This window comes from Burkholderia sp. AU27893 (assembly GCF_002223205.1).
In the GTDB taxonomy this organism is placed as follows: Bacteria; Pseudomonadota; Gammaproteobacteria; order Burkholderiales; family Burkholderiaceae; genus Burkholderia.
Window position 1 is genome coordinate 316563 of the sequence record NZ_NKFD01000004.1, and the last position, 24569, is coordinate 341131.

Sequence of the window (24569 nt, forward strand, 5' to 3'; positions counted from 1 at the left end):
AGCGACGCCAGCGGATGTTGCCATCATGGATGCGAAAGTGTGCGCGTCGGCTGCCAGTCTCGCGACTGCAGCGACGCCAGCGGACGCGGCGGCAATCGCCGCGCGAACGGCGCCCGGCCGTCCCGGTCGAATCGCTCCGCTGCGCCACGCGCTGGTCGCAATCGTTTGCGTTCTGGGGGCCGCACAGGCCGTGCTTGCCGGGGCTTCCGCCGAGGCTGTCGATCCGTCCGACACGGTGCGCATCGTTGCGGCCGCAAGCCCCGCCGACCCCGCCGATCCCGCCACTCCGGCCGTTGCGACACACGACACGGCCGTGCGCCAGGTCGTGCTGGGCATCATCAGTTTTACCCGCTGGCCGACGACACCCGTGCGCCTGCATCTGTGCGTCACGGGCCGGCCCGACTATGCAAGCGGCCTGACCGACACGCTGCAGGCCGGCTCGACGCTGCTCGACGTGCAGCGTGTGCGCTTCGACGATCCCGCGCTCGGCATGGCCTGCGACATCGTCTACCTGGGCAACCTGAACGAAGAGGAACGCGCGCGCGTGAGGGCGGCGGTAGCCGGCCATCCGGTGCTGACGATTGCGGAACACGATCCGTCCTGCACGGCGGGCGGCATGTTCTGTCTCAACGTCGACGGCGAACGCGTGTCGTTCGACATCAATCTCGACGCGGTCGCACGCAGCGGCGTGCGCGTGCATCCGAACGTGCTCAATCTCGCACGGCGGCCGGGGGCACCATGACACGGCCCACCCCTCCGGTCTCGCTGTCGCGCGTGCCGCGCCCGACGCTGCAAAGCGTGCTGCGTCGCGCGCACCTGCGCCTCGCGTTCGTCGCCGTCACGATGGCGGCCGTGTCGTTGATCGTGGTGGCCGTGATTGCATTGCGTGCGTACGCCGGCAACAACCTGAACCTGCTGGCGCGCTCGCTCGGTTATACGGTGGAGGCCGCGCTCGTGTTCGGCGATCGCGTCGCGGCGGCCGAGGCGATCGGGATGATCGCCGGCGATGAGGACGTCGCGCAGGTGACGGTCACGGATAGCCAGGGCCAGCCGTTCGCGACGTGGCAGTTGCCTGCCGGCAGCGGGATCGCGCGGCTCGAGCGCGTCGTCGCCGACTTCGCGCTGCCGGGGCCCGTGACCGCGCCGGTGGTGCACGACGGCATCATCGTCGGCCACGTCGTCGTGCGCGGCCGCGGCCATCAGTTCTTCGGATTCCTGCTGGGTGGCGTGGGCGGCATTCTCGGTTGCCTGGCCGTCAGCGTGATCGGTGCGTACATCAGCTCGCAGCGCCTGCTGCGCAGCATCGTTTCGCCGTTGCGCGCGCTGGCGGGCGTCGCCCACGCGGTGCGGCGCGAACGTGCGTTCGCGCAGCGCGTCGAGCCCGCATCGATTGCCGAACTCAACCAGCTCGGCGACGACTTCAATGCGCTGCTCGACGAATTCGAAGACTGGCAGAACACGCTGCGCGACGAGAACGCGTCGCTCGAACACAAGGCGACGCACGATGCGCTCACGGGGCTGCCCAACCGCGTGCAGTTCGAGTCGCGTCTCGCACTCGCCCTCGGCGAAGCCGGGGTGACGGGGCAGCGGGTCGCGGTCCTGTATCTCGATTGCGACCGCTTCAAGGAAATCAACGACGGCCTCGGCCACGACGCCGGCGACGCGGTGCTGATCGGTATCGCGTCGCGCCTGCGCACGCAGGTGCGCGAGGCCGACCTGGTCGCGCGCCTGGGCGGCGACGAATTCGCGGTCATGCTGCCGGCCGTGCGCGAAGCGGGTAGCGTATGTCGTATTGCTGACGAGATCCTGTCCGGCATGGCGCCGTCGATCGAGCTGTCCGACGGCCGCGTGGTGGCCACCATGATGAGTGCCGGCGTTGCGCTGTATCCCGATCACGCGTCGGATGCGAGCGGCTTGCTGCGGGCGGCGGATGCCGCGATGTACCGCGCCAAGCGCGCCCGGCCAGGCTCGTGGCAACTCGCGGAAGGGGTCGCGGGGGCGGCTTGAGGTTCATCGTTTCACGCTGCGGGCGAGGCTGCGGCAGTGGGTGGAAAAAAGCGCTCGCGATGCGCGTGCAATCGAAGGGGTCAATGATGAGCAACACGTTTCCGGTTGGGCTTGGGCGCTTGTGCGTCGGCAGCGCGCTGCTTTTATGCATGCTGCTGGGAGGGTGCAAGACGCCGCCGCCGCTTCATCGTGGATTGACGCAGACGCAGGTCACCGCGCTCAAGTCGGCCGGTTTCCAGGAAACCCAGCAGGGTTTCGAGTTCGGCTCGACCGGGCCGATCCTGTTCGATTTCGATCGCTACAACCTCAAGCCCGATGTACGGCGGATCGTCGAACGGATCGGTCGCACGCTCCGCTCGGCGGGGATCAACGGGGTACGGGTCTACGGATATTCGGACCAGGAAGGCGTGGACGAGTATGACCTCGAGTTGTCCAGGCGGCGGGCGGAGGTCGTCGCGCTTGAACTGGTCGACGTGGGGCTCGATGCGAAGCGCATCGCGGTCGTCGGGAAAGGGAAGAGCGATCCGGTCGGGGACAACAGGACGCCGGGAGGAAGGGCGCAGAACCGGCGGGCGGCGATCGTGGTGTCGCCGCGGTGATCGCGGCGGTTTCCGTGGGCCGGATGAAAGTAATTTGAAAGTTTAAGAAAACTCGCGATCGAACGCGACGACCGGCAGAGCGTAGCGGCACGGCAGCGTTTGCCAGCGCGCGTTCCGTTCCGAGCGTTCGCACTATTTCATCGTGACTGGGGGCGATGCCTCGCCCCGTACGGATCTGTCACACGTTTCATGCAGATTGTGTCCTGTTCCGCGCGTGCTGGCGCGGTGATTCGGCATGGGCGCCGCGTCCGGGCGGCCATGCCGCCGGCCTGTTTTCGGGCTATCGAGGGCCTGAACGGAAACGTTTGCAGGTGTCTTTCACGCGTGGGGATTTTGTCCTACATTATCGGGGCTTCGGGCCGGTCAACCGGCACCAGGAACCTGAGAACACAAGAAGGAACAAGCATGAGTTTCGCTCCGAACGGGGGTATTCCCACTGGAATGGGCGGTAGTCCGCTCGGCTCGTTGAGCGCGCTCGGCGGTCTCGCCGGTCCGGTTGCGTCGAGCGTCGCCGGCAGCCTCGGGCCGCTTGCGGGCCTGGCCGGGCACGTCGACACCGTCCAGCGCGCGATGCAGCTCGCGCAGACCGGCTTCTCGCTGATGGACAAGACGCCCGCAGCGATTGCCGAGGCGATCAACGGCGCCGCCAACCCCGCGCGCCTGACTCAGCTCAACCGCTACGTGACGCTCGATACGCCGCTCGGCCCGGACGTGCTGCTGGTCAGCGCTGCCGTCGTCGACGAGCACGTGAACCGGTTGCCGGAGATCCACCTCGACCTGCTGTCGCATCGCCACGACCTGCGCCCCGAGGACCTGATCGGCCAGCAGGTCAAGATCCGGTTCGACCAGCAGGCGCGCCTGTCGACGCTCGAACGCGTCGTCGCATCGGGCGCCGCCGACAACGATCGTTACTTCGACGGCTACGTCGCGTCGTTCGACCGCGCCGGCAACCCCGGCAACGTCACGCAATATCACCTGACGGCGGTGCCGTGGTTCTGGTTCCTGACGCGCTCGACCGACTGCCGGATCTTCCAGAACAAGACCGCGCAGGACATCCTCACCGAGATCTTCCAGGAGCACGGCTTCTCCGACTTCGTATTCGATATCCGCACGGCCCAGAAGCCGCTCGAGTACGTCGTGATGTACCAGGAGAGCTACTACAACTTCTGCGCGCGGCTGATGGAGCAGGAGGGGCTGGTCTGGACGCACCGCTACGAGAAGGACAAGCACATCCTGGTGATCGGCGATTCGAACCTGCTGTTCCGCCCGATCGACGGGCTCGCGACGGTGCCGTTCGCGGCCACCGAGGCGAGCGAGGACAGCGGCATCGACCAGTTGCATGAAGGCCGGCGCTTCGGCGTGGGCAAGGTCACGTTCCGCGACTTCAACCACCAGAATCCATCGTCGCCGCTGATGCTGGTGGAGGCCGGGCCGCAGAACCTCAAGCATGCGCGGCTCGACGCGACCGAGCGGTTCGAGCACCAGTCGCTGTACGACCACGGCGACGACGGCAACCGTTACGCGCGTTTCGCGATGGAGGCCGAGGAGGCGCAGGCCCATCGTTATACCGGCGGCGGCTACGCGTGGCGCATGACCACGGCGGGCGCCGTCACCGTCGCGAATCACCCGGTGCTCGAGAACAACCAGGAATACGTGATCCTGCACGTGCGTCACGAGGCGGTGAACGACTACACGCAGCACAGCGCGAAGCTGCCGTATCGCAACAGCTTCGCGCTGCTGCCGAAGAAGATTCCGTACCGTGCGCCGCGCGGCACGCCGAAGCCTGTGATTCACGGTACGCAGTCGGCGATCGTCGTCGGGCCGAAGGGCGAGGAAATCTACACCAACGGGAGCGCCGTGAAGGTGCACTTTCCGTGGGACCGGCGCGGCAAGAAGGATGGCTCCGATTCGATGTGGATACGCGTGTCGCAGCCGTGGGCAGGCGACGGCTGGGGCGCGGCCGCGATTCCGCGGATCAAGCAGGAAGTGCTGGTTGCGTTCAACCAGGGCGATCCGGATAACCCGGTGATCGTCGGTCGCGTGTTCAACGGCGAGCAGGGCAACCCGTATCACGGGGCGGCCGGCCAGACGATGGGGATCAAGAGCCAGACGCACAAGGGGCAGGGGTCGAACGAAATCCGCATGACCGACACGAACGGCATGCAGGAATTCTTCATGCATGCACAGAAGGACATGAACACCGTCGTCGAGAACAACGAGACGCACAAGGTGCTGGGGCCGATGCGCACTGTGCTGGTGGCAACGGGGAGTGAAGAGAAGCAGATCCCGCAGGGCAACCTGACCGAGACGATCGCCGAGAAGCGCAGCACGACCGCGACCACCGTCGAGGTGACGACGCCGGCCAAGGATGGCGGCGGTGGCACACAGGTTTACATGGCCGAGCGCGGCATCCTGCTGAAGGTAAAGGACAGCTCGATCTCGCTCGCGCCGGAAGGCATCCGCCTCGAGCACAAGGGCTCCGTGATCCTGATGACCGACGACGGCGTGATGATCAACGGCACGCGTATCGACCTCAACAAATAATACGAACGAAACCAGCCATGCACTACGCAATCCACGAAGGCACCTTCGAACTGCCGGACGCGGCGCTCGACCGTACGGTCAACATCCTGGTGATGAATGTCGGCCCCGGCGGCCTCAATCTCGTGATCGCGCGCGGGCGGTTGCGCGACGGGGAGAATCTCGACGCGTTCGTCGCGCGCGAATGGGAAGTCGCGTCGCGCGACGCCAAGCTGCTGACAGAAAAGGCGCGCCGGCCGGTGACGGTCGGTTCCCGTGCGGGTATTCAGATCGATTCCACGCTCGAGCGGGACGGCAGGCTCTGGCATCAGCTGCAGACGATGTTTCCGTCGGACGATGCCGGCCGCGTGCTGGTGATGACGTTGACCAGCGCAGCACCGCTGACCGAAGAACAGCAGGCGATCGCCGAACGCATGCTGGCCAGTTTCCAGCCGCGCGCGGCGCGGCCGTCCCTGCTCGGGCCGGGTGACGCGTCGTGAGCGCGGAGAACTTCGCGGCCGCACGCTTCGAAGATCCGATCCAGCATACGTCGCTCCTGGGTGAGCTTGTCGGCACTGTCGGGTCGGTGGTCGGCGGCGCCATCGTCGGTGCGTTGGTGGCAGAGGCGATGGAGGGGCTGATATTCGCCGGTCTCGCTGCGCTCGAAATCGGCACGGCGGGGTTGGCGACGCCGCTTGTGATTGCGATCGGTGTAGGCGTGGCGGTCGGCTCCGGCGCGTTGATGGAAGCGAGCGGCATGAACGATGCCATCGACGACGGCGCGAAGTCGGTGGCCAATTCGCTCGTGCCGCCCGAGATCAAAGGCAAGATCGCGAGTGGGTCGGGGAACGTCTACGTCAACGACAAGCCGGCGGCGCGGGCGGCGAAGCCGGGCGATCTCGATACCGTTGCGTGTACCGATCATCCCGGGCCGCAGATGATTGCCGACGGGTCGGGCAGCGTTTATATCAACAATCAACCGGCCGCGCGGGTCGGCGACAAGACGACGTGCGACGGGACGATTGCCGAAGGCTCGGACAACGTCTTTATCGGCGGTGGGACGCAGCGGGTGCGGGATGTGAAATCGGCGACGCGGCTCGGGTGGCTGGGGGCCGCGCTTGGGATCGCGCTCGCGGTGTGCGGCCGCGGGAAGATGAGCTGGGGCGACTTTCTGAAGAGCAAGGTGCCGTGTATCGCGATGAATTTCGCGGCGGGTGCGTTCGGAACCTGGCTGGGTAGCCTGGCGCGGCCGTCGGCGGGGCATCCGGTCAACGTCATTACCGGCAGCAAGGTGCTCGACGGCACGGACGATACCGACTTCGTCCTGCCCGGGCCGCTGCCGATCGTGTGGCAGCGCTTCTACAGCAGCCTCGATGATCGCGCCGACAGCCTGTTCGGGACGGGGTGGAGCGTGCCGATCAGCGTCGAGTTGCGGCTCGCGCGTGAACGGGGCGAAGTGGTGTCGATCACGTACTGGGACGAGCAGGGGCGCGATATCGTGTTCCCGGCCGTGCTGCCGGGTGAGAGCCATTTCAGCGTGCCGGAAGGCATTTACCTGATCTGCACCGAAGGTGGCCACTATGTCGTCGAGACGGTCGACGGTATGTATCGCGATTTCGGCCGTGCTCGTACCGACGCGGATAGTGAAGCGCTCAAGCTGTGGCGTCTCGAGGATCGCAACGGTAACTGGATCGAGGTTGAGCGAGAAGCGCACGACGAGGTTGTGCGGCCCGTACGGTTGCACGATAGCGCCGGTCGCTTGCTGACCCTGTCGTACGACAAGTTGCATCCGCAACGTATTGGCGCGATCGAGCTGACCCGTGGCGTTGACGGTGAACAACCCGACACGCTGGTGCGGTACGCGTATGGCAACGCCGGCGAACTGGTGGCTGTTACCGATCGTAGTGGTCATATCGGGCGACGCTTCGCATACGAGCATGGGCTGATGGTCCAGCACACGCTGCCTGGCGGCCTGCAGTGTTTTTATGCGTGGCAGGGTGTCGGCCGCGATGCGCGTGTGGTGCGCCACTGGACCAACGACGGCGAAGCGTACACGTTCGACGCGGATCTCGCGCAGCGTGCGGTGACGATCACCGACCAGATCGGTCGCGTGACGCGCTGGACGTGGAATGAAGATCAGCAGCCGACGAGCCATACGGATGCCGAAGGCCACGTGTGGCAGTTGGAGTGGAACGCAAAGCGGCAGTTGGTCAGCACGATCGATCCGGCCGGGAACACGACGCGCTTCGAATATGACGAGCGCGGGCGTCAGACGCAGCGCATCGATGCGCTTGGCCAGGTTGAGCGGACCGAGTGGAATGGGTACTACGACCTGCCTGTAGCGGAAACCGATCCGGCGAATTCGCGGTGGATTTACCGCTATGACGATCGCGGCAATTTGACGATGACGCGTGATCCGGCGGGTTTTGCAACCGAGTATCACCGGGACGACCGTGGGCTCGTGCATACGATTCGCGATGCGCGGGGCGGGTACAAGTTCCTCGAGTGGAATGGCCGTGCGCAGTTGACGTCGTATACCGATTGTTCCGGCAAGGTCACGCGGTTTGCGTATGACGCACGCGGTGTGCTTGCGCGTGTGACCGATGCGGCCGGGCAGTCGACCGTGTACGAAACGGATGCGATGGGGCGGGTCACGGCGATCGGGACGGCCGATGGTGCTCGTCAGGCGTTCCGGTATGACGTGGCCGGTCGTCTCGTCGAAGTCGTCGATGCGAATCAGCGCAGCACGCGGTATGAGATCAATCCGCGCGGGTTGCTGCTTTCGCGTACCGATGCGGCTAATCGTGTGGTGCGATTCGGGTACGACGATGCGTTCCGGCTCGCGAGCTTGACCAACGAAAATCGTGAGTCGTATCGCTTCCAGTATGACCGTCGCGATTTGGTGGCTGCGCAGATCGGGCTTGATGGCCACAAGCGCACATACGAATACGACGTGTGTGGCCAAGGTACGGTCGTGCGGGATGGCAAGATCGAGACGCTATACGAGCGCGACGCGATCGGTCGACTGACGGCGAAGCAAGCCACGCATGAGCGCTGTGGATACCTGTACGACAAGGCGAGCCGAATCGCGTCGGCCGAGTTGTACACGCTGGCCGCTCGTGGTCCTTTGCTGAAGAATCGGGTCAGTCTGAAGTACGGGGCGCGCGGGGAGGTGCTTGAGGAATACATGCCGACGGGTTGGCTTGCGCATACCTACGATGAGCTGGGCAATCGCGTCAGCACCACGATTTCAGGTGAGCGCACGATCGACTGGCTGCATTACGGTTCGGGACACGTTCACCAGATCCGCGTTGACGGTACTGCTGTTGCGGACATCGAGCGCGATGATTTGCATCGGGAAGTTCTGCGGACGCAAGGCAAGCTGACGAGTCATTTCGGGTATGACGCGGTTGGCCGTCGTGCTCGGCAAGTTGCGCAGCGAGGCAGGGCGGCGGACGAGTTGCTGGCGAAGCAGTGGCAATACGATGCTGCGGGAGACGTGATCCAGAAGCGGGATCTGCGCTATGGCACGACAAGTTATCGCTATGACGCGACCGGTCGCATTGAACAGGCGGTCGGGCCCGGATTGCCGTCGGAAGTGTTTCGCTGGGACGCGGCGGCGAACCTCGTGTCGAGCGATCACCCGGGAGGCTTCGTTGAGCACAACCGGCTCAAGATGTTCGAGGACAAGCGCTTCGAATACGACGTTTATGGACGGCTGGTTCGCAAGTTGAGCGGGCACGGGCCGGCCAAAGAGTTGGTGCTTGAGTACGACGACTGGAATCAGTTGAAGACCGTCGTGACGAAGGACCGGCTGGGTGTCGGGACGACGCATTTCGAATACGACGCGTTCGGTCGGCGGATTCGGAAGCTCAATGGGGGGTATGCAAGTACCGACTTCCTGTGGGACGGCATGCGGTTGGTGCAGGAAACGTATCACGATCGTCAGGGCGAGGAAGCGCTGACGTACTTGTACGAGTCGAATAGTTATGTGCCGCTTGCCAGGATCGATCAAGGGAAGGCGGCGGCTAATGATGCGGATGGGCGGGATGCGGTTTACTACTTCCACAACGATGTATCGGGGTTGCCCGAGGAATTGACTGACGCTGGTGGCGAACTGGTTTGGCAGGCGCGCTATAAGATTTGGGGTAATGCGGTGCAGGAGGAGTGGATCGCGCGGGCGCCTCAGAGGTCGACAGCCACTTGGGGTGAGGTGTCGGTGGCCGCGCCGACGGCGATACATGCACCGCGACCACAGAACTTGCGCTTCCAAGGGCAGTATTTGGATCGTGAAACCGGGCTGCACTACAACACCTTCCGGTTCTACGATCCGGATATCGGGCGATTCATCACGCATGATCCCATTGGACTTGCTGGTGGCATCAACCTCCACATGTACGCGCCGAACCCGGTAAGCTGGATTGACCCGTGGGGCTTGAGGTGCGGGCCGGGCGAAGCGACAGGAGCTGGGCGTAAAGTGACTCCCGGAAGATGGCTACGCGGTACCCATGGGAACGCCGGTGCCTTTCCGGAGTCGATTGCAAAAAAGATGAAGGGACGCTCTTTTAGAGATTTTGACCATTTCAGATCAGAATTTTGGAAGGAAGTCTCAATGGATCCCGATCTGAGTAGTCAGTTCTCGAAGTCCAACGTGTCGAGAATGACAAATGGATTGGCTCCGAAGGCATCGGTTACTCAGGGAGTGGGGAAGAACACATCGTATGTGCTTCATCATATAGAACCGATTCAGCACGGTGGGGGTGTCTATGATATGGATAATTTGCGTATCGTAACGCCTCGATATCACGCTGAAGTGCTGGATCCTTCGTACCATTATTGAGAGGTTAAGTGATGAATAGGGATGAACTGATTGTTTTGGTTGGGCGGATGAGGGAGTCAAATTACGCCTCCGATGAGGAGGCTGAAAATGACGTGGAGATTTTGAATAAAAGTGTGGCCGATCCTTATGCAATGGATTATATCTTTCAAAAGGAATACGAGGATATGTCACTTGAGGAGGTTGTGGACAAAATTCTCTCGTATAGGCCGATTCAATTGTAACTTATGTAAATGAGGTTGTCGGGGGTATTCTTGGGATGTTGGAGGTAACCCGATGCAAAGCGCCGTGAGGATGGCATCAGTTCCGGTTCAAATTTAACTAATTTGCTTGGCTTGCATCATAGGATCTACTTGCAAATACACTCTGCGCTGCTTCGGCTCGTATATGGTGGTTGCGCGAGTGCGATGGATTGAGTTAATCATGAGAATGGAATATTTTCGCTCGATGACGGAATTTCCATGTGGTTCCGGATGGATTTATACAGAATTTATTGACGGTGTCGCAACACGTCAGATTAGCCATCCCCAGGGTGGGGTTCTCTATGCATCTTCGTCGGTCGGTGACTGGAATCCTGAGATAGGATTCTTGCTCTTTGATGGAGTGAAGGAAGAGCTTGAAATTTCCCCAAATGACGAAATCAAACGAGAGGATTTTGAGTGCGTCTGGAAGATGGCCACGGCTAATCCCTAGAGGCATACCGGAAATAGTATGCTAGTGCGAAACAGATCGGAGATAAATATCGAGCATTATCGGGATTAATATGTTGTCAAGTAAAATTATCTCTTTTTGTCGAGATAAAGGTTGGTGGTTTGATGATGTCGAGCCGGCGTATCGCGATGCTCTTTTGAAAATTGGGTTCGATATATCGTCAGATTTTTCACTGTTCTATCTGCATGTCGAGGATGGGCCGACGTTCATTTCGAAAAACGGTGAAATATACCAAGTTTGCTGGTTTTTAAGCAAATCAGATTATGCTGGTAGGATGAGGATGGCTCGCGATGTTTTCAATGTGCCGGAGTCATACATGCCGATGGATTCGTTTTCGGGCGGGCGAGGTTTTTTCTACAACACGCAAACCGAAGAGGTGTTCGATATCGGGTTGGGTGTGGATTTGGAGAAATTGTCGAATGGTGGCTTGAATGCTCGATGGGATAATTTCAATGAATTCATCGAGTGGTTTTTCGGCATTTAGGTATCCAGTCAATCGTTTCTGGTGTGGCGGCTCGCAGGAAAACCGTAGGTGCAAGCTTCGATAGATGATCGACCGCGCGTTGTAACGCTGCTGGATTCGCACGCTCAGCACAAGTGGCATCCATAGACGTGCGCGCTCAAAAGATCTTGCATTGGCTACACAAGTATCGAGCCCGGCGCACATTGTCGAGTCAGAACTCGTAGAACTGTTTCAAATCGTCACGTTCGGACGCTATGGTGTTCCGAATAGATGGCGCAGGAGTCGATATGCTCGCCATTACCGTCAACACGCGCAATAACCAGAAAACTGACCGATCCGCGTGCCTATGCCCAATGGCTAACGTGCGCTTAAATGCGCGCAAACGATGGTTTAATGTGAAATGTCCATCTGATGATGATCGTGTTGCGTGCAGTGCGCGCGAACGGAAGTGCCACACGCACTGATCCTCAATCGAAGCATCGCTCCCATCGATCCACCAACAAAGGAGGAATCCAAACCATAAAAACGCCGCAGTAAACGAGCGCGGGCCGCAAGTGCTACCAACACTCACGACCCGCTAACCACAGCCAACTAAGCAGGAGTTGCCCATGGCTAAGGCGAATCATAAAGCACGGCCGCCGAAGACGGAACGTTTCGTAACGATCCAGGAAATGTGGGGTTCCCCGAAAACGATGGAACCCAGGCCGGAGAAGTTTTATCCGTATATGAAGATCGGTGGAATGTGGCTGGTCAACGATGCTGGATTTGTTCCGGGCCGAAAGGCTCAGATCACGATTGAGTCGGGCAGGCTGATCATCACGCAGCTGTAAGAGGCAACGCCGCAGGATGCGGCCGCGCTGCGCGATGTCGCGCAGCGCGTGTGGTGGGATTGCTGCTGCCGCTTACTGCCGCCCCTCACCAACCAATATTGCAAGACGACCGCGACGTCCCCGCACCGCCCGTCGCCGTGCACTTCGTCCCCGCGCCGTTGTCATAGAACGTCCGCGTTTCCGGTTGCGGCACCGAAGGATCGAACGGATTCGGCGCGCCATGCGGACCGCGCGGCGCATCGTACGGCCGCTGCGGCGCATACGAACCGCCGCTACCAGCAGGCCGCGATCCGTTAGCGCGCAGGTATTCATTCCAGTTCTCCGCGCGCTGTTCATATCCAGGCACCGCGCGACCAAAACTATCCTTCCCACCCGCGCCGAGCGCGACTCGGTTCGACGGCAATACAAAATCGGGCTCGTGTTCAACCGAAGGCGTCGGCACCACGAGCGCATCGCCCGTCACCCGCAGCGGTCGCGTATCCGGCGTATTGAACGGACCGGGCTCCATCGGCGCGGCGTACTCCGGGCGACCGTGGCCCATACGCGCCGCATGCCCGTCATCCCGAGCCGCAGCCCTACGCTCCGACCGAAACACATTGGCACCCACCGACCGATCGGTCAGCGAGTCGCGCCCGGAAGCATCGACAGCAGAAACAGAAAACGCACAAGCAAGCGCGGCGGCGGAAGAGAGGCAGAAAGGGTGATTCATCAGCGTTCCGAAGCAGGTGATATGCGATGAGAAAAAAACGGCAGATCACTGGCTGGCGGCTGGGCGACGGACGGGCGTCGAGGCGGCCCTGAAGCGACTGCGAGGCGCTGGGTATACGACTCACAGGAAGGCTGGCTGGATTGCAGAAGCGAATTCGTATTATTTCATAAAAATAACAACGAGCTTCCAAGTGTTTAGTTTTGTTTGTAAACAGTAGGATTGACCGCCTCGACCCACCGCCCCAAGTTGGTGCCGACCCAATCAATCATCAGTCGATTGATTGACGATGAACTGGCCCTTATCAACCCGAAAACGCATCACACGAAATCCGAGACCGCCAAAAGCCAAGCGCAGCAAGGCAGCGACCTAATCCGACCCACCTAATAGCAACCCAATTGCACCCCAGGCAAACGTTCCCACCCCACAACCGGTTGCGCCCCCATCGCCACCACCTCCCCCAAAAACCTCCGTGTTTTCCCTCGGTCGACCGGCATTTTTGACAGACGATTTAAAAACGCCCATATAATTTCGACTGCCTTGCCAATGGCTGTCGGACCATCCCTCCGAACAAGCGATTTGGCAAGCGGGGCAGGCGAAACGCTTGCGCAATGCAAGACGCATCACGATGTCTTTCCGAACCAGACGTCCCCATCGGGGACTGCAAGAGCCGGGCCCCGCTACGCAACATTCCGCCGGAGTTCCGTCTTCTATGTGTCTCGGGCGTGTCCCATGTCCTCGCCCCGGGTGCTGTTCGATTGCGCAAGTCATGCCGCCTTTGCCCGTATGACTAAACAACATCGAGGAGCTCCCAGATGACGCTGTCCCGTCTTACGTCCATTTCCGCCGCCGTGCTGTTCGCCGCCGGCGCCGCCGCCGCGCAAGCGGAAACCGTGAAGATCGCCATCGCTGGTCCGATGAGCGGTTCGGTCGCCCAATACGGCGACATGGTGAAGGCCGGCGCGCTGACCGCGATCGAGCAGGTCAACGCTGCAGGCGGTGCGGGCGGCAACAAGCTTGAGGTCGTGATGATGGACGACGCATGCGAACCGAAGCAGGCCGTCGCCGTCGCCAACAAGATCGTCAGCCAGAAGATCAAGTACGTGATCGGTCACGTGTGCTCGGGTTCGACGATCCCGGCCTCCGACATCTACGAGAACGAAGGCATCGTGATGGTCACGCCGTCGGCCACCGCGCCGCAGCTGACCGAAGGCAAGAAGCGCCACTTCATCTTCCGCACGATCGGCCGTGACGACCAGCAAGGCCCGGCCGCCGCGCACTACATCATCAACAACGTGAAGCCGAAGAAGGTCGCGGTCCTGCACGACAAGCAGTCGTACGGCCAGGGCATCGCATCGTCGGTGAAGAAGGACCTCGAAGCCGCGAAGATCCCGGTCGTCCTGTTCGAAGGCATCAATGCCGGCGATTCGGATTACTCGGCGATCATCACGAAGCTGAAGTCGCAAGGCGTCGACTTCGTCTACTTCGGCGGCTACCACCCCGAAATGGGCCTGCTGATGCGCCAGGCGCGCGAGCAGGGCGTGAAGGCCACGTTCATGGGGCCTGAAGGCGTGGGCAACAAGGACGTGACGGCGATCGCCGGCCCGGCTTCGGAAGGCATGCTCGTCACGCTGCCGGCCGACTTCTCGGCCGATCCGGCCAACGCGGCGCTCGTGAAGGCGTTCGCGGACAAGAAGCGCGACCCGAACGGTCCGTTCCAGATGCCGTCGTACGCCGCGGTGAAGATCATCGCCGACTCGATCGCCGGAGCGAAGACGACCGATCCGACCAAGGTCGCCGCGTACATGCACAAGACGACGTTCGACACGCCGATCGGCAAGGTCGCGTATGACGCCCAGGGCGACCTGAAGGCGTTCAAGTTCGTCGTGTACACGTGGCACAAGGACGCGACGAAGACCGCCGCCAAGTAAGACGGAGTACCCGCCCGCGCATGCCGCCCTGTCCGAGACCCGGACGGGGCGGGTGCGTATTGGCCGCGCATCGGCCCATTGCGCGGCCCTGGGGCGGCCCGAGACGACACCGTGCGTTGCGCGCGGCCACGCCGTGATCCGGCGACGGCAGGCGACACGACGCCAACGGGAGCTTCCCGCACATGACTGACTTCTTTCCTCAATTCGCCCAGCAGCTGGTCAACGGCCTGACGCTGGGTGCGATCTATGCGCTGATCGCCATCGGCTATTCGATGGTCTACGGCATCATCGGCATGATCAACTTCGCCCACGGCGAGATCTACATGATCGGCGCGTACGTGGGCCTCGTGACTCTCACCGCTATCGGCATTTCCGCCGGCTATCCGCTGCCGCTCGTGCTCGGCGCCGCGCTGATCGTGTCGGTGATCGTCACCGGCCTGTACGGTTTCGCGGTCGAGCGCGTCGCGTATCGGCCGCTGCGCGGCGGCCCGCGCCTCGTGCCGCTGATCTCCGCGATCGGCATGTCGATCTTCCTGCAGAACTACGTGCAAATCGGCCAGGGCGCGCGCGACGTGTCCGTGCCCGTGCTGATCTCCGGCGCGTTCGACATCCATCTCGGCGGCGATTTCGACGTGACCATCCCGTATTCGCGACTGATGATCGTCTGCGTGACGCTCGTGCTGATGATCGCGCTCACGTTGTTCATCTCGCATTCGCGGATGGGCCGTGCGTGCCGCGCATGCGCCGAGGACATGAAGATGGCGAACCTGCTCGGCATCGACACGAACCGCGTGATCTCGTTCACGTTCGTGCTCGGCGCGATGCTGGCGGCCGTCGGCGGCGTGCTGATCGGACTGACGATCGGCAAGCTGAATCCGTATATCGGCTTCGTCGCGGGCATCAAGGCGTTCACCGCCGCGGTGCTCGGCGGGATCGGCAGCATCCCGGGCGCGATGCTCGGCGGCGTGCTGCTGGGCCTCGCTGAAACCTTCGCCGCAGGCTACATGCCGGCCGAGTACAAGGACGTCGTTGCGTTCGGCCTGCTCGTGCTGATCCTGCTCTTCCGCCCGACCGGCCTGCTCGGCAAGTCGGACATCGAAAAGGTTTGAGGGAGACGCAGATGAGTCAAGTCATTTCCGTTCGCCGCCCGGCCGCCGACGCTTCGATCGGCCAGGCGCTGAAAAATGCCGTGGCCGCCGCGTTCCTGACGGCGATTCTCACGATCCCGGTGCTCGGGCTACAACTGAAGCTCGAAGGCTACCAGGTGGTGCTCACGCCGCACTGGCGGCCGGTGTGGATCGCGGTCGCGGGCGTGTTCCTGTTCCAGCTGTTCAAGCCGTGGCTCGTGCGCGCGAAATCGTCGATGAAGCTGCCGGCGCTGCCCGCGATGGGCGCGCAGCAGCAGCGCGTGATCGTCTGGGTGCTGCTCGCGGTCGGGCTCGTGTGGCCGTTCTTCGGCTCGCGCGGCGCGGTGGACGTCGCGACGCTCGCGCTGATCTACGTGATCCTCGGCCTCGGGCTGAACATCGTGGTCGGCTTCGCGGGGCTGCTGGATCTCGGCTATGTCGGGTTCTACGCGGTCGGCGGCTATACGTACGCGATGCTGAACCAGTACTTCGGGTTGTCGTTCTGGGAATGCCTGCCGCTCGCCGCGATCGCGGCCGCGACGTTCGGCTTCCTGCTCGGCTTCCCGGTGCTGCGGCTGCGCGGCGACTATCTCGCGATCGTCACGCTCGGCTTCGGCGAAATCATCCGCCTGCTCGCGAACAACCTGACGAGCCTCACGGGCGGCCCGGACGGCATCTCGGGCATCCCGAAGCCGACCGTGTTCGGCTACGAGATGGCGCGCAGCGCGAGCGTCGAAGGCGCGAAGACCTTCCACGAACTGATCGGGCTGGAATACAGCGGCGACCACGTGGTGATCTTCCTGTACCTGCTCGCGCTCGTGCTGGTGGGCTTCACGCTGTTCGTGACGAGCCGCCTGATCCGCATGCCGATGGGCCGTGCGTGGGAAGCGCTGCGCGACGACGAGATCGCGTGCCGTTCGCTGGGCCTGAACCCGACGCGCATCAAGCTGTCGGCGTTCACGCTGGGTGCGGCGTTCGCCGGTATCGGCGGCGCGTTCTTCGCGGCGCGCCAGGGCCTCGTGAATCCTGAATCGTTCACCTTCATCGAATCGGCGCTGATCCTCGCGATCGTCGTGCTCGGCGGGATGGGCTCGCAGCTCGGCGTGATTCTCGCGGCGATCCTGCTGACCGTGCTGCCGGAAGTCGCGCGCGGCTTCGCCGAGTACCGGATGCTGATCTTCGGTCTCGTGATGGTGTTGATGATGATGTGGCGTCCGCAGGGCCTGCTGCCCGCGAGCCGTCCTCACGTGGAGCTGCCGCAATGAGCGCGAATACGGAACTGTTGAAGGTCGCCGGGCTGCAGATGCGCTTCGGCGGGTTGCTCGCGGTGGACGGGATCGATTTCGACGTGCGACGCGATGAGGTGTTCGCGATCATCGGGCCGAACGGCGCGGGCAAGACCACGGTGTTCAACTGCGTCGGCGGCTTCTACAAGCCGACCGGCGGCGACGTCGTGCTCGACGGCCACGCGATTGGCGGGCTGCCGAGCCACAAGATCGCGTTGAAGGGCCTCGTGCGGACATTCCAGAACATCCGCCTGTTCAAGTCGCTGACCGTCGTCGAGAACCTGCTCGTCGCGCAGCACCGCAAGGTGAAGGCGGGGCTGCTGCCCGGCCTGTTCTCGACGCCCGCGTATCGCCGGGCCGAGAAGGAAGCGCTCGAACGCGCGGCCGTGTGGCTCGACCGGATGGGGCTGACGTCGGTCGCCAACCGGCCGGCGGGCACGCTGTCGTACGGGCACCAGCGGCGTCTGGAGATCGCGCGCTGCATGATCACCGAGCCGCGCCTCCTGATGCTCGACGAGCCGGCGGCCGGCCTCAACCCGCAGGAGAAGATCGAGCTGCAGCACCTGATCGACAAGCTGCGCCGCGAGTTCGGCGTATCGGTGCTGCTGATCGAACACGACATGAGCCTCGTGATGGGCGTGTCCGACCGCATCCTCGTGATGGAGCACGGCCGGCCGATCGTGATCGGCACGCCGGAAGCGGTCCGCAACGACCCGCGCGTGATCAAGGCGTATCTGGGGGAAGAGTGATGCTGAAGCTGGAACAGGTCCATACGCACTACGGCGCGGTCGAGGCGCTCGCGGGCGTGTCGATCGAGGTGAACAAGGGCGAGATCGTCACGCTGATCGGCAGCAACGGCGCCGGCAAGACGACGCTGATGATGACCGTGTGCGGCACGCCGCGCGCGTCGTCGGGCCGCGTGCTGTTCGAGGGCAAGGACATCACCGCGATGTCGACGCACCAGATCATGCGGCAAGGGATGGCGATCTCGCCGGAAGGGCGGCGCGTGTTCCCGAGCCTGACGGTGCTCGAGAACCTGAAGATGGGCGGCTTCTTCGCGAGCCGTCACGAGATCGACGACGGCATCGAGCATGTGTTCAAGCTGTTTCCGCGTTTGAAGGAACGCGCGACGCAGCGGGCCGGCACGATGTCGGGCGGCGAACAGCAGATGCTGGCGATCGGCCGCGCGCTGATGAGCAAGCCGCGTCTGCTGCTGCTCGATGAGCCGACGCTCGGTCTCGCGCCGCTCGTGATCGCGCAGATATTCGACATCATCCGCACGATTCGCGACGAAGGCGTCACGGTGTTCCTCGTCGAGCAGAACGCGAACAAGGCGCTGGGCGTGGCCGATCGCGGCTACGTGCTCGAAACGGGGCGCGTGGTGCTCGCCGATACGGGCGCGAACCTGCTCGCGAACGATCGCATCAAGCAGGCGTACCTCGGCGGTTGATGCCGAAAGCCGCCGGCCTGCAACGGGCCGGCGGCGCTTCCCGTTTTGCTTTCTCATGCAAGGCCGGTTCCCGGCCTTGTCTTCATCCGATCCGGAACGTGCTTTTCAGCACGTCGCGCAGATGCAGCGCGGCGCGATTGCTGTCGTCCGTCAGGATGGTGATCAGGTGCGGCGGTAGGTCGGGCAGCACGATCCCGGCGACGTGGCTCGTCAGGTTGCCGGATACGCGATCGTGTTCGATGAGGCCGACCGCGAGGCCGTTCGCGATACACGCCTCGACCGCCGGCGAACTGGCGCTCTCGAGCAGCATCCGGTGCGGGATCTTCGCCTTCTTCAGCGCGTTCAGCGCGGTGTCGCGGTACGGGCAGCCCTGCAGTTGCACGGCAATCGGCAGCGGCGCGTCGGGATTGAACTTGAAGGTTCGCGCGGCGACCCACACCGGATGGGTCTTGCTGAGCAGCTCGCCGTGCGGCGTCGCTTTCGGCACCACGGCGATCGTGATGTCCAGCTGGCCGCGTGCGAACAGCGATTGCAGCTCTTCGCTGGAGCGTGCTTCGACCGTCAGTTCGAGCAGCGGCCGGTCGGCGGCGAAGCGCGGCAGGAATTCCGCCATGAAATGCGCGGCGTACGAATCGGGAATGCCGAGCCGCAGCTTGCCGGTCAGCATCTGCGGCGACAGCGATTCGACGAGCCGGTCGTGGCTCAGCAGAAACTCGGTGGTGTCGCTGAGCAGCTTGTGGCCGTACTGCGTGAGTTCGACGGCCTGGTTGTTCCGCGTGAACAGGCGCTGCGCGACCATCTCCTCGAGCTTCTGGATCTGCGCGGTGACCGACGACGGGCTGCGATTCACATGAGCGGCCGCATCCTTGAAGCGGCCGAGCTTCGCGACGGCGTGGAAGGTTCGCAGCAGGTCGACGTCCAGGGTGCGCGGCATGATTTGGTTTTTCCGAATCAGTGATTCAGGTAATGTCGATTGACGGAATTATTGAGCATCCCATATTCTCGGTCAACAGGCAGACAACGGCAGGCAGCCGGTCGCGCGTTGCACGTATCCGGGGAACGATTCATGTCGATCAATGATTTCGTTGTAGATGCATGGGTGCGGGACAGGAAGTTGAAGGCCGAGTCGGTGTGGACGGTCGAGAATCACGAAAAGTATTCGACGCTCAAGCGCAGCGACGATGACGCGAGGAGAAAGGCAGCCGGGCGCGAGGTGTTTTCGCTGATGCGCAACCTGAACGAGCTGGGCGTGCAGAGCCTCGCGCTGTGCGCGGACCGCGACGGCAACGGTTCGTTGTGCGAAGCGATCGGCAAGTTGAGCGAGCGGCTGGCGCTGCAGCGCGCGCTCCGGGACGACGCCGAACTGCAGTATCACCGCCTCGGGCTCGAACCGATTCGCCCCGGGGATCTGGCGGACCTGCGCCTGTCCCCGGCAACCTTCTGAGAACCGTCGCTCCATGCAGCTATTCCTGCTCCAGTTCGTTTTCGTGTTGTCGTGGAGTTCCGGCTTCATCGGCGCCAAGCTCGGCGCGGAGACGGCCGGCGCGTTCAACCTGCTGTTCTGGCGGTTCCTGCTCGTCACGCTGTGCCTCGCGATCGTCCTCAACCGGCAGCTCGGGCGCCTGACGTGGGAGAAGCTGCGCTATCACGCGGTGATCGGCTTCCTGTCGCAATTTCTTTACCTGGCCTGCGTGTATGTCGCGATTCAGCATGGCCTACCGCCCGGCATTGCCGCGATCGTCGCCGCGATGCAGCCGCTCATCACGGCCGCGATGACGTCGCTCGAAGGCAGCGAGCGCAGCGTGGCGCGTCAGTGGGCGGGGCTCGTCGTCGGGTTCGTCGGCGTGGGCATCGTGATCGGCGGGCAGTATGCGCTGCCGGCCGGGTCGGTCGGGCTCGTGATGTACCTGCTGCCGCTGGTGTCCGCGCTGGCGCTGTCGATCGCGACGATCTATCAGCGGCGCCGCGCGCTGACGGCCGCGCGCAGCAACGAGGACGGGCTGTTCCTGCCGCTGTTCGTGCAGGGCGGCGTGAGCCTCGTGCTGTTCGCGGTATGCGGGATCGTCACCGGTGACCTGCACGTGCCGACCCAGCCGAACGTGTGGGTGTCCGTCGTGTGGCTGACCGTGTTCTCGACCTTCATCGCCTACCTGTCGCTGTGGGCGCTGCTCAAGCGGATGCCTGCGACGCGCGTGGCGACCCTCGTCTATCTCGAACCGCCCGTGACGCTGATGTGGGCCGCGTGGATGTTCGGTGACCGGATCGAGGTGACGACCTATCTCGGCATCGTGGTCGTCGCGATCGGCGTGTGGCTGGCCGGCAAGCACGTGGAACGGCCCGCGCGGGCGCGGCGGGCGAACATGGGGGCGGCCGGCCGTTGATGCACTGGTTGCGCGCGCGGTTCCGGTGTAGCGTCGCGGTACTGTCACGACCCGCGCAGGAACCCGATGAAAGTCAAACGGATCGTCGCCAATATCGACACCCGGTCAGTCGACGATGCAAGGCGCTTCTATCAACGGATCTTCGGCCTCGACCTGCTGATGGACCACGGCTGGATCGCGACCTACGGCAATGCCGAGCAGATGGACGTGCAGATCAGCTTCGCATCGGAGGGCGGATCGGGCACGCCGACGCCCGATCTGTCGATCGAGGTCGACGACGTCGATGACGCACTCGCACGCGTGCTTGCGGCCGGGATTCCGGTCGAGTACGGCCCGGCTGACGAGCCGTGGGGCGTGCGGCGGTTCTATGTGCGCGATCCGTTCGGCAAGCTGGTCAACGTACTTGCGCATCGCTGACGCTGCACGCCGGGGCGGCTTGGCGGGTATTCACGCATGCAAAGCCAACCCCTTCACCGCCTTGTCGACCGCCTTCTTCGGCCCATGCAGCGCCAGCCCGACGAAGTCGAGATTCTCCGCATCGCCGGCACGAAACACCTCGCGGTTGGCCGCGTCGTGCCCGGTCGAAAACATCGCCTGCACGTAGGGCACGATCGTGAGCTCGCGCGACAGCGCCTGCCGGTGGGCAGCCTGCAGGCCGTTCAGGTCGGCCGAGAACACCAGCATCGGCTGGCCCAGCATGCGGCCGTAGCGGCGTCCCGCCGCATCCTCGTACGGCTCGCCGAGCGCTTCGGGGGCTTCGGCCGCGACGCCCGTCGCGAGAAACGCAACGACATTGAGTTTTTGCCACGCCGCGAGATCGTCGCGCACGATCAGCGCTACCTTGGTATCGAACATGAGTGCTCCTTGTAGAGACGCTCATGATCGGCGGCCGCGCGCGATCAGTCTGGAACGTTTGTGCAGAGTTGCCGGTAAGCGGCCGGCGTGATCCGGTACGCGCGGCGGAACCAGCGCCCCAGGTGGCTCTGGTCGGCGAAGCCGACGTCCGCGGCCGCCTGCGCGGGCGTGCGGCCGGCCGCCAGCAGCCGGCGCGCGGCACGCAGCCGCAAGCGCACCAGGTACGCGTGCGGCGACGTGCCGAACGCCCGCTGGAACAGCCGCGTCAGCCGGAACCGGTCGATCCCGGCGACCTGCGCGAGTTCGTCGAGCCCGATGTTGCCGTCCATGTGTTCATGCAGCAGATCGCGCACGCGTGCGATCGCGGGCGGCACGACGGCGCTTTCCAGCACGAGCGGCCCGCGCAGTTCGCCGCCGAGCCGGATCAGCAGGCGGTCGAGCGTCTGGTCGCGCGCGAGCTTGCCTTCGTTGCCGTGGATCGCGAGAAACGCCTGGCGGATCGCGTCGACGAGGCCGCGATCGTCGACGAGCGTATGGCCGAACGACGCCTCGACGCCGCCGAGGCCCGGCAGGTCCAGCCGTCGTGCGGCGCGCTCGACCCACGCTTGCGGCAGGTACAGCATCCCGTAGGTGAAGCCGCCGGCTTCGGGCGCATGGCCGTCGTGCAGCGCGCCCGGCTCGATCAGGATCGCGCGGCCCGGCACGCTCGTATGCACCGACCGGTGGCACTGGAATTGCTGTACGCCTTGCTCGGTGAAGCCGACCAGCATGTCGTCGTGATCGTGCGCGTCGTAGGCATGGCCGTTGAAATGCGCATGCAGGCTTTCGATGCCGGTTTCCGCATCGCGCCGTGCGACGAGCCAGTGGCCGGTTGTGTCGATGGGCTTCGCGGGTGTCGTCATCGGATGCGTTGCGCGTCGTCGTTGCGTGACGAATAGTGTACGCAGGTCGCGGGGCAGTGGGGGCGGGTGCGCATCATGCTTCGTTTGCCGTCGCCTGCTCGTCGCGTGCGTATTGCGCGGGCGGCCGGCCGACGTGGCGCGTGAACGCGACGCTGAAGGTGCTCGCGGAACTGTAACCCACGCGCCCCGCGATCTCGGCGATGCGGCCGTCGTTGCGGCGGAGCAGATCCTTCGCGAGCGCCATGCGCCACGTGAGCAGGTATTCCATCGGCGCGAGCCCGACGGCGCGGCTGAAGCGTTCGAAGAAGGTCGAGCGCGACAGTGCGGCTTCCTTCGCCAACTCCACGATCGTCCACGGATGCGCGGGGCGTTCGTGCATCCGGCGGAGCGCGGCGGCCAGCCGGTTGTCGGCCAGCCCGCGCACGAGGCCGGGCGACGCATCCGTGCCGGCCGAGAACCGCAATGCCTCGATCAGCAGCACTTCCACGAGGCGCGACAGCACGAGTTCGCGTGCCGGCCGCTGCGCACGCGATTCGTCCCGCACGAGTTGCACGAGCGTGGTCAGGCGCGGTTCGCCGCGCACGTGCACGTATTGCGGCAGCAGCGACACCAGCAGCGCAGCGTCGGGCGAACTGAAGCTGCAATGGCCGGCCATCATGCGCGTGTCGACCGGGCGATCCGCGTCGCCGATCCGGTATTCGCCGTTGTCGAGCGCGACCGGCGCGGCGGTTTCGACGCCGGGCGGCGGCAGTTCGAAGCTGGATATCGCGACGCCGTGGGCAGCCGGAATCAACACGAAATCGCCGGGCAGCAGGTCGATCGGCGGATGCCCGTCGATCGCGACCCGGCACCCGCCATCCAGGACCACGCAATAGAACGGCTCGCCGGCGACCGTGCGGTTGATGCGCCAGGGGCTCGCGCCGTGAACGAGCTTGGAATACCGCGTGCTCGGTTGCAGCAGCGTCACGACCTCGGCTAACGGATCGATCATCGCCGGACTCTCGCAAATGAAAATCGGATTTTCGATTGTAGCGAATACGGGTCCGGCCATCTATCGTACGAACACATGCTCAACACGTCACAGGAGTGAGTTCGCATGAAGACCGTATTGATCACCGGCTGTTCCTCCGGCTTCGGCCTCGAGATCGCCCGCTATTTCCTGGCTCGCGACTGGCAGGTCGTCGCGACGATGCGTACGCCGCGCGAGGGCGTGCTGCCGCCGTCGCCGAACCTGCGGGTGCTGGCGCTCGATGTCACGAATCCCGACAGCATCCGCGCGGCGATCGACGCCGCCGGCCCGATCGACGTGCTCGTCAACAATGCGGGTTTCGGCGCGGCCGCACCGGCCGAACTGATGCCGATCGACACCGTGCGTGCGCTGTTCGAAACCAATACGATCGGCACGATCGCGGTGACGGAAGCCGTGCTGCCGCAGTTGCGCCGGCGTGGGGCCGGCGTCGTCGTGAACGTCACGTCGAGCGTCACGCTGAAGGTACTGCCGCTGCTTGCCGCCTATCGCGCCAGCAAGGCGGCGGTCAATGCGTACACCGAATCGATGGCGCTCGAACTCGCGCCGTTCGGCGTGCGTGCGCATCTCGTGCTGCCCGGGCGTGCGCCCGACACGCGTTTTGCCGACAACGCGCGCGCGCACATGCACGGCTTCGAGCACGAGGCTTATGCGGAATTTGCCGCGGCGGTCTTTGCGCGCATCGTCGACGAATCCGCGCCGGTCACCCACGCGCAGGACGTCGCCGAAGCGGTGTGGCGTGCGGCGACCGATCCGTCGAGCCCGATGCGTATTCCGGCCGGCGCCGATGCGATCGCTTGGGCGGCGGAAGCGGGCTGACGCTTGCCGACATGGGGGGAACCGGCTTGCCAATGAACGGATCAGGCAGGCTCGTTCGCTCGCGTGAGGCGGGATGCCTCCGGCTTGAAACCGGCCGCTCGCGCGGCGGCAGGCACGT

Annotated in this window: 23 protein-coding genes and 1 pseudogene; 19 read left to right on the top strand and 5 right to left on the bottom strand. The window is 63.8% G+C overall.

Annotated features, from left to right (window positions below; genetic code table 11):
- The first annotated feature begins 25 nt into the window (after positions 1-25).
- The 10 genes from CFB47_RS21310 (at position 26) to CFB47_RS21350 (ending at position 11967) form a co-directional block, all read left to right on the top strand.
- Positions 26-742, top strand: coding sequence for a YfiR family protein (locus CFB47_RS21310; protein WP_089462183.1), 717 nt, complete (start codon positions 26-28; stop codon positions 740-742).
- Positions 739-2007, top strand: a complete 1269-nt coding sequence (locus tag CFB47_RS21315; RefSeq protein ID WP_089441840.1) for a diguanylate cyclase domain-containing protein — start codon at positions 739-741, stop codon at positions 2005-2007. Before CFB47_RS21310 ends, CFB47_RS21315 begins: the two co-directional genes overlap by 4 nt.
- 86 nt (positions 2008-2093) lie before the next feature.
- On the top strand, positions 2094-2606 hold the full coding sequence (locus CFB47_RS21320) for an OmpA family protein (RefSeq protein ID WP_089459017.1): 513 nt from the start codon (positions 2094-2096) through the stop codon (positions 2604-2606).
- A 405-nt stretch (positions 2607-3011) separates the two neighbouring features.
- Positions 3012-5150 (top strand): type VI secretion system Vgr family protein, encoded by a 2139-nt coding sequence (locus CFB47_RS21325; protein WP_089441841.1) that lies wholly within the window; start codon positions 3012-3014, stop codon positions 5148-5150.
- A gap of 17 nt (positions 5151-5167) precedes the next feature.
- A complete protein-coding gene (locus tag CFB47_RS21330) occupies positions 5168-5626 on the top strand; it encodes a DcrB-related protein (protein WP_089441842.1) in 459 nt (152 codons plus the stop codon).
- On the top strand, positions 5623-9966 hold the full coding sequence (locus CFB47_RS21335; RefSeq protein WP_256946733.1) for an RHS repeat-associated core domain-containing protein: 4344 nt from the start codon (positions 5623-5625) through the stop codon (positions 9964-9966). The genes CFB47_RS21330 and CFB47_RS21335 overlap by 4 nt, the downstream gene beginning before the upstream one ends.
- An 11-nt stretch (positions 9967-9977) precedes the next feature.
- The gene (locus tag CFB47_RS21340; RefSeq protein WP_060314343.1) at positions 9978-10187 is read left to right on the top strand and encodes a hypothetical protein; all 210 of its coding nucleotides are present in this window, start codon (positions 9978-9980) and stop codon (positions 10185-10187) included.
- 199 nt (positions 10188-10386) lie between these two features.
- Positions 10387-10656, top strand: a complete 270-nt coding sequence (locus CFB47_RS40590) for a hypothetical protein (RefSeq protein WP_143330851.1) — start codon at positions 10387-10389, stop codon at positions 10654-10656.
- 70 nt (positions 10657-10726) lie between these two features.
- Positions 10727-11158 carry a hypothetical protein gene (locus CFB47_RS21345; protein WP_089462184.1) on the top strand — a complete coding sequence of 144 codons (432 nt, stop codon included), beginning with the start codon at positions 10727-10729 and terminating at the stop codon, positions 11156-11158.
- Between the two features lie 587 nt (positions 11159-11745).
- The gene (locus tag CFB47_RS21350; protein WP_089441845.1) at positions 11746-11967 is read left to right on the top strand and encodes a SymE family type I addiction module toxin; all 222 of its coding nucleotides are present in this window, start codon (positions 11746-11748) and stop codon (positions 11965-11967) included.
- An 85-nt stretch (positions 11968-12052) separates the two neighbouring features.
- Here CFB47_RS21350 and CFB47_RS21355 read toward each other — a convergent pair whose 3' ends face one another.
- Positions 12053-12676 carry a hypothetical protein gene (locus CFB47_RS21355; RefSeq protein WP_089441846.1) on the bottom strand — a complete coding sequence of 208 codons (624 nt, stop codon included), beginning with the start codon at positions 12674-12676 and terminating at the stop codon, positions 12053-12055.
- Between the two features lie 812 nt (positions 12677-13488).
- Here CFB47_RS21355 and CFB47_RS21360 point away from each other — a divergent pair.
- From CFB47_RS21360 to CFB47_RS21380, 5 genes are all read left to right on the top strand, one after another.
- Positions 13489-14604, top strand: coding sequence for a branched-chain amino acid ABC transporter substrate-binding protein (locus CFB47_RS21360; RefSeq protein WP_089426904.1), 1116 nt, complete (start codon positions 13489-13491; stop codon positions 14602-14604).
- Between the two features lie 182 nt (positions 14605-14786).
- The gene (gene livH / locus CFB47_RS21365; RefSeq protein WP_041493199.1) at positions 14787-15713 is read left to right on the top strand and encodes a high-affinity branched-chain amino acid ABC transporter permease LivH; all 927 of its coding nucleotides are present in this window, start codon (positions 14787-14789) and stop codon (positions 15711-15713) included.
- Positions 15714-15724: 11 nt separating this feature from the next.
- A complete protein-coding gene (locus CFB47_RS21370; RefSeq protein ID WP_089462185.1) occupies positions 15725-16996 on the top strand; it encodes a high-affinity branched-chain amino acid ABC transporter permease LivM in 1272 nt (423 codons plus the stop codon).
- Positions 16993-17766: a high-affinity branched-chain amino acid ABC transporter ATP-binding protein LivG gene (livG, locus tag CFB47_RS21375; RefSeq protein WP_069252315.1), complete on the top strand. Its 774-nt coding sequence runs from the start codon at positions 16993-16995 to the stop codon at positions 17764-17766. The genes CFB47_RS21370 and livG overlap by 4 nt, the downstream gene beginning before the upstream one ends.
- Positions 17766-18467 carry an ABC transporter ATP-binding protein gene (locus CFB47_RS21380; protein ID WP_039366289.1) on the top strand — a complete coding sequence of 234 codons (702 nt, stop codon included), beginning with the start codon at positions 17766-17768 and terminating at the stop codon, positions 18465-18467. The genes livG and CFB47_RS21380 overlap by 1 nt, the downstream gene beginning before the upstream one ends.
- Before the next feature lie 82 nt (positions 18468-18549).
- Here CFB47_RS21380 and CFB47_RS21385 read toward each other — a convergent pair whose 3' ends face one another.
- Positions 18550-19401, bottom strand: a complete 852-nt coding sequence (locus CFB47_RS21385; protein WP_089433083.1) for a LysR substrate-binding domain-containing protein — start codon at positions 19399-19401, stop codon at positions 18550-18552.
- A gap of 393 nt (positions 19402-19794) precedes the next feature.
- Here CFB47_RS21385 and CFB47_RS41235 point away from each other — a divergent pair.
- From CFB47_RS41235 to CFB47_RS21400, 3 genes and pseudogenes are all read left to right on the top strand, one after another.
- A pseudogene (locus CFB47_RS41235) lies at positions 19795-19911 on the top strand (2OG-Fe(II) oxygenase); the annotation flags it as partial.
- Between the two features lie 13 nt (positions 19912-19924).
- Positions 19925-20848 carry a DMT family transporter gene (locus CFB47_RS21395; RefSeq protein ID WP_089462187.1) on the top strand — a complete coding sequence of 308 codons (924 nt, stop codon included), beginning with the start codon at positions 19925-19927 and terminating at the stop codon, positions 20846-20848.
- 66 nt (positions 20849-20914) lie between these two features.
- Positions 20915-21265: a VOC family protein gene (locus tag CFB47_RS21400; RefSeq protein WP_089458704.1), complete on the top strand. Its 351-nt coding sequence runs from the start codon at positions 20915-20917 to the stop codon at positions 21263-21265.
- 30 nt (positions 21266-21295) lie between these two features.
- Here the strand turns inward: CFB47_RS21400 and CFB47_RS21405 are convergent, their stop codons facing one another.
- The 3 genes from CFB47_RS21405 to CFB47_RS21415 all read right to left on the bottom strand — a co-directional run bounded on the left by CFB47_RS21405 (position 21296) and on the right by CFB47_RS21415 (position 23656).
- Entirely contained in the window at positions 21296-21703 is a 408-nt protein-coding gene (locus tag CFB47_RS21405) for a DUF2000 domain-containing protein (RefSeq protein ID WP_089458703.1), read from the bottom strand.
- A gap of 44 nt (positions 21704-21747) precedes the next feature.
- Positions 21748-22605 (bottom strand): AraC family transcriptional regulator, encoded by an 858-nt coding sequence (locus CFB47_RS21410; protein WP_089441849.1) that lies wholly within the window; start codon positions 22603-22605, stop codon positions 21748-21750.
- A 73-nt stretch (positions 22606-22678) separates the two neighbouring features.
- Positions 22679-23656 carry an AraC family transcriptional regulator gene (locus CFB47_RS21415; RefSeq protein WP_089462188.1) on the bottom strand — a complete coding sequence of 326 codons (978 nt, stop codon included), beginning with the start codon at positions 23654-23656 and terminating at the stop codon, positions 22679-22681.
- Between the two features lie 45 nt (positions 23657-23701).
- Between CFB47_RS21415 and CFB47_RS21420 the strand changes: the two genes are divergently transcribed.
- Positions 23702-24451 carry an SDR family oxidoreductase gene (locus tag CFB47_RS21420; protein WP_089462189.1) on the top strand — a complete coding sequence of 250 codons (750 nt, stop codon included), beginning with the start codon at positions 23702-23704 and terminating at the stop codon, positions 24449-24451.
- Positions 24452-24569: the final 118 nt, after the last annotated feature.

Bases quoted from the DNA above. Each gene is read 5' to 3' on its own strand.
- CFB47_RS21355 (WP_089441846.1), bottom strand. From the start codon at position 12,676: ATGAATCACCCTTTCTGCCTCTCTTCCGCCGCCGCGCTTGCTTGTGCG.
- CFB47_RS21360 (WP_089426904.1), top strand. From the start codon at position 13,489: ATGACGCTGTCCCGTCTTACGTCCATTTCCGCCGCCGTGCTGTTCGCC.
- CFB47_RS21380 (WP_039366289.1), top strand. From the start codon at position 17,766: ATGCTGAAGCTGGAACAGGTCCATACGCACTACGGCGCGGTCGAGGCG.
- CFB47_RS21405 (WP_089458703.1), bottom strand. From the start codon at position 21,703: ATGTTCGATACCAAGGTAGCGCTGATCGTGCGCGACGATCTCGCGGCG.
- CFB47_RS40590 (WP_143330851.1), top strand. From the start codon at position 10,387: ATGAGAATGGAATATTTTCGCTCGATGACGGAATTTCCATGTGGTTCC.
- CFB47_RS21370 (WP_089462185.1), top strand. From the start codon at position 15,725: ATGAGTCAAGTCATTTCCGTTCGCCGCCCGGCCGCCGACGCTTCGATC.
- livG (WP_069252315.1), top strand. From the start codon at position 16,993: ATGAGCGCGAATACGGAACTGTTGAAGGTCGCCGGGCTGCAGATGCGC.
- livH (WP_041493199.1), top strand. From the start codon at position 14,787: ATGACTGACTTCTTTCCTCAATTCGCCCAGCAGCTGGTCAACGGCCTG.
- CFB47_RS21350 (WP_089441845.1), top strand. From the start codon at position 11,746: ATGGCTAAGGCGAATCATAAAGCACGGCCGCCGAAGACGGAACGTTTC.
- CFB47_RS21410 (WP_089441849.1), bottom strand. From the start codon at position 22,605: ATGACGACACCCGCGAAGCCCATCGACACAACCGGCCACTGGCTCGTC.
- CFB47_RS21385 (WP_089433083.1), bottom strand. From the start codon at position 19,401: ATGCCGCGCACCCTGGACGTCGACCTGCTGCGAACCTTCCACGCCGTC.
- CFB47_RS21330 (WP_089441842.1), top strand. From the start codon at position 5,168: ATGCACTACGCAATCCACGAAGGCACCTTCGAACTGCCGGACGCGGCG.
- CFB47_RS21400 (WP_089458704.1), top strand. From the start codon at position 20,915: ATGAAAGTCAAACGGATCGTCGCCAATATCGACACCCGGTCAGTCGAC.
- CFB47_RS21345 (WP_089462184.1), top strand. From the start codon at position 10,727: ATGTTGTCAAGTAAAATTATCTCTTTTTGTCGAGATAAAGGTTGGTGG.
- CFB47_RS21395 (WP_089462187.1), top strand. From the start codon at position 19,925: ATGCAGCTATTCCTGCTCCAGTTCGTTTTCGTGTTGTCGTGGAGTTCC.
- CFB47_RS21310 (WP_089462183.1), top strand. From the start codon at position 26: ATGGATGCGAAAGTGTGCGCGTCGGCTGCCAGTCTCGCGACTGCAGCG.
- CFB47_RS21340 (WP_060314343.1), top strand. From the start codon at position 9,978: ATGAATAGGGATGAACTGATTGTTTTGGTTGGGCGGATGAGGGAGTCA.
- CFB47_RS21315 (WP_089441840.1), top strand. From the start codon at position 739: ATGACACGGCCCACCCCTCCGGTCTCGCTGTCGCGCGTGCCGCGCCCG.
- CFB47_RS21420 (WP_089462189.1), top strand. From the start codon at position 23,702: ATGAAGACCGTATTGATCACCGGCTGTTCCTCCGGCTTCGGCCTCGAG.
- CFB47_RS21320 (WP_089459017.1), top strand. From the start codon at position 2,094: ATGAGCAACACGTTTCCGGTTGGGCTTGGGCGCTTGTGCGTCGGCAGC.
- CFB47_RS21325 (WP_089441841.1), top strand. From the start codon at position 3,012: ATGAGTTTCGCTCCGAACGGGGGTATTCCCACTGGAATGGGCGGTAGT.
- CFB47_RS21415 (WP_089462188.1), bottom strand. From the start codon at position 23,656: ATGGCCGGACCCGTATTCGCTACAATCGAAAATCCGATTTTCATTTGC.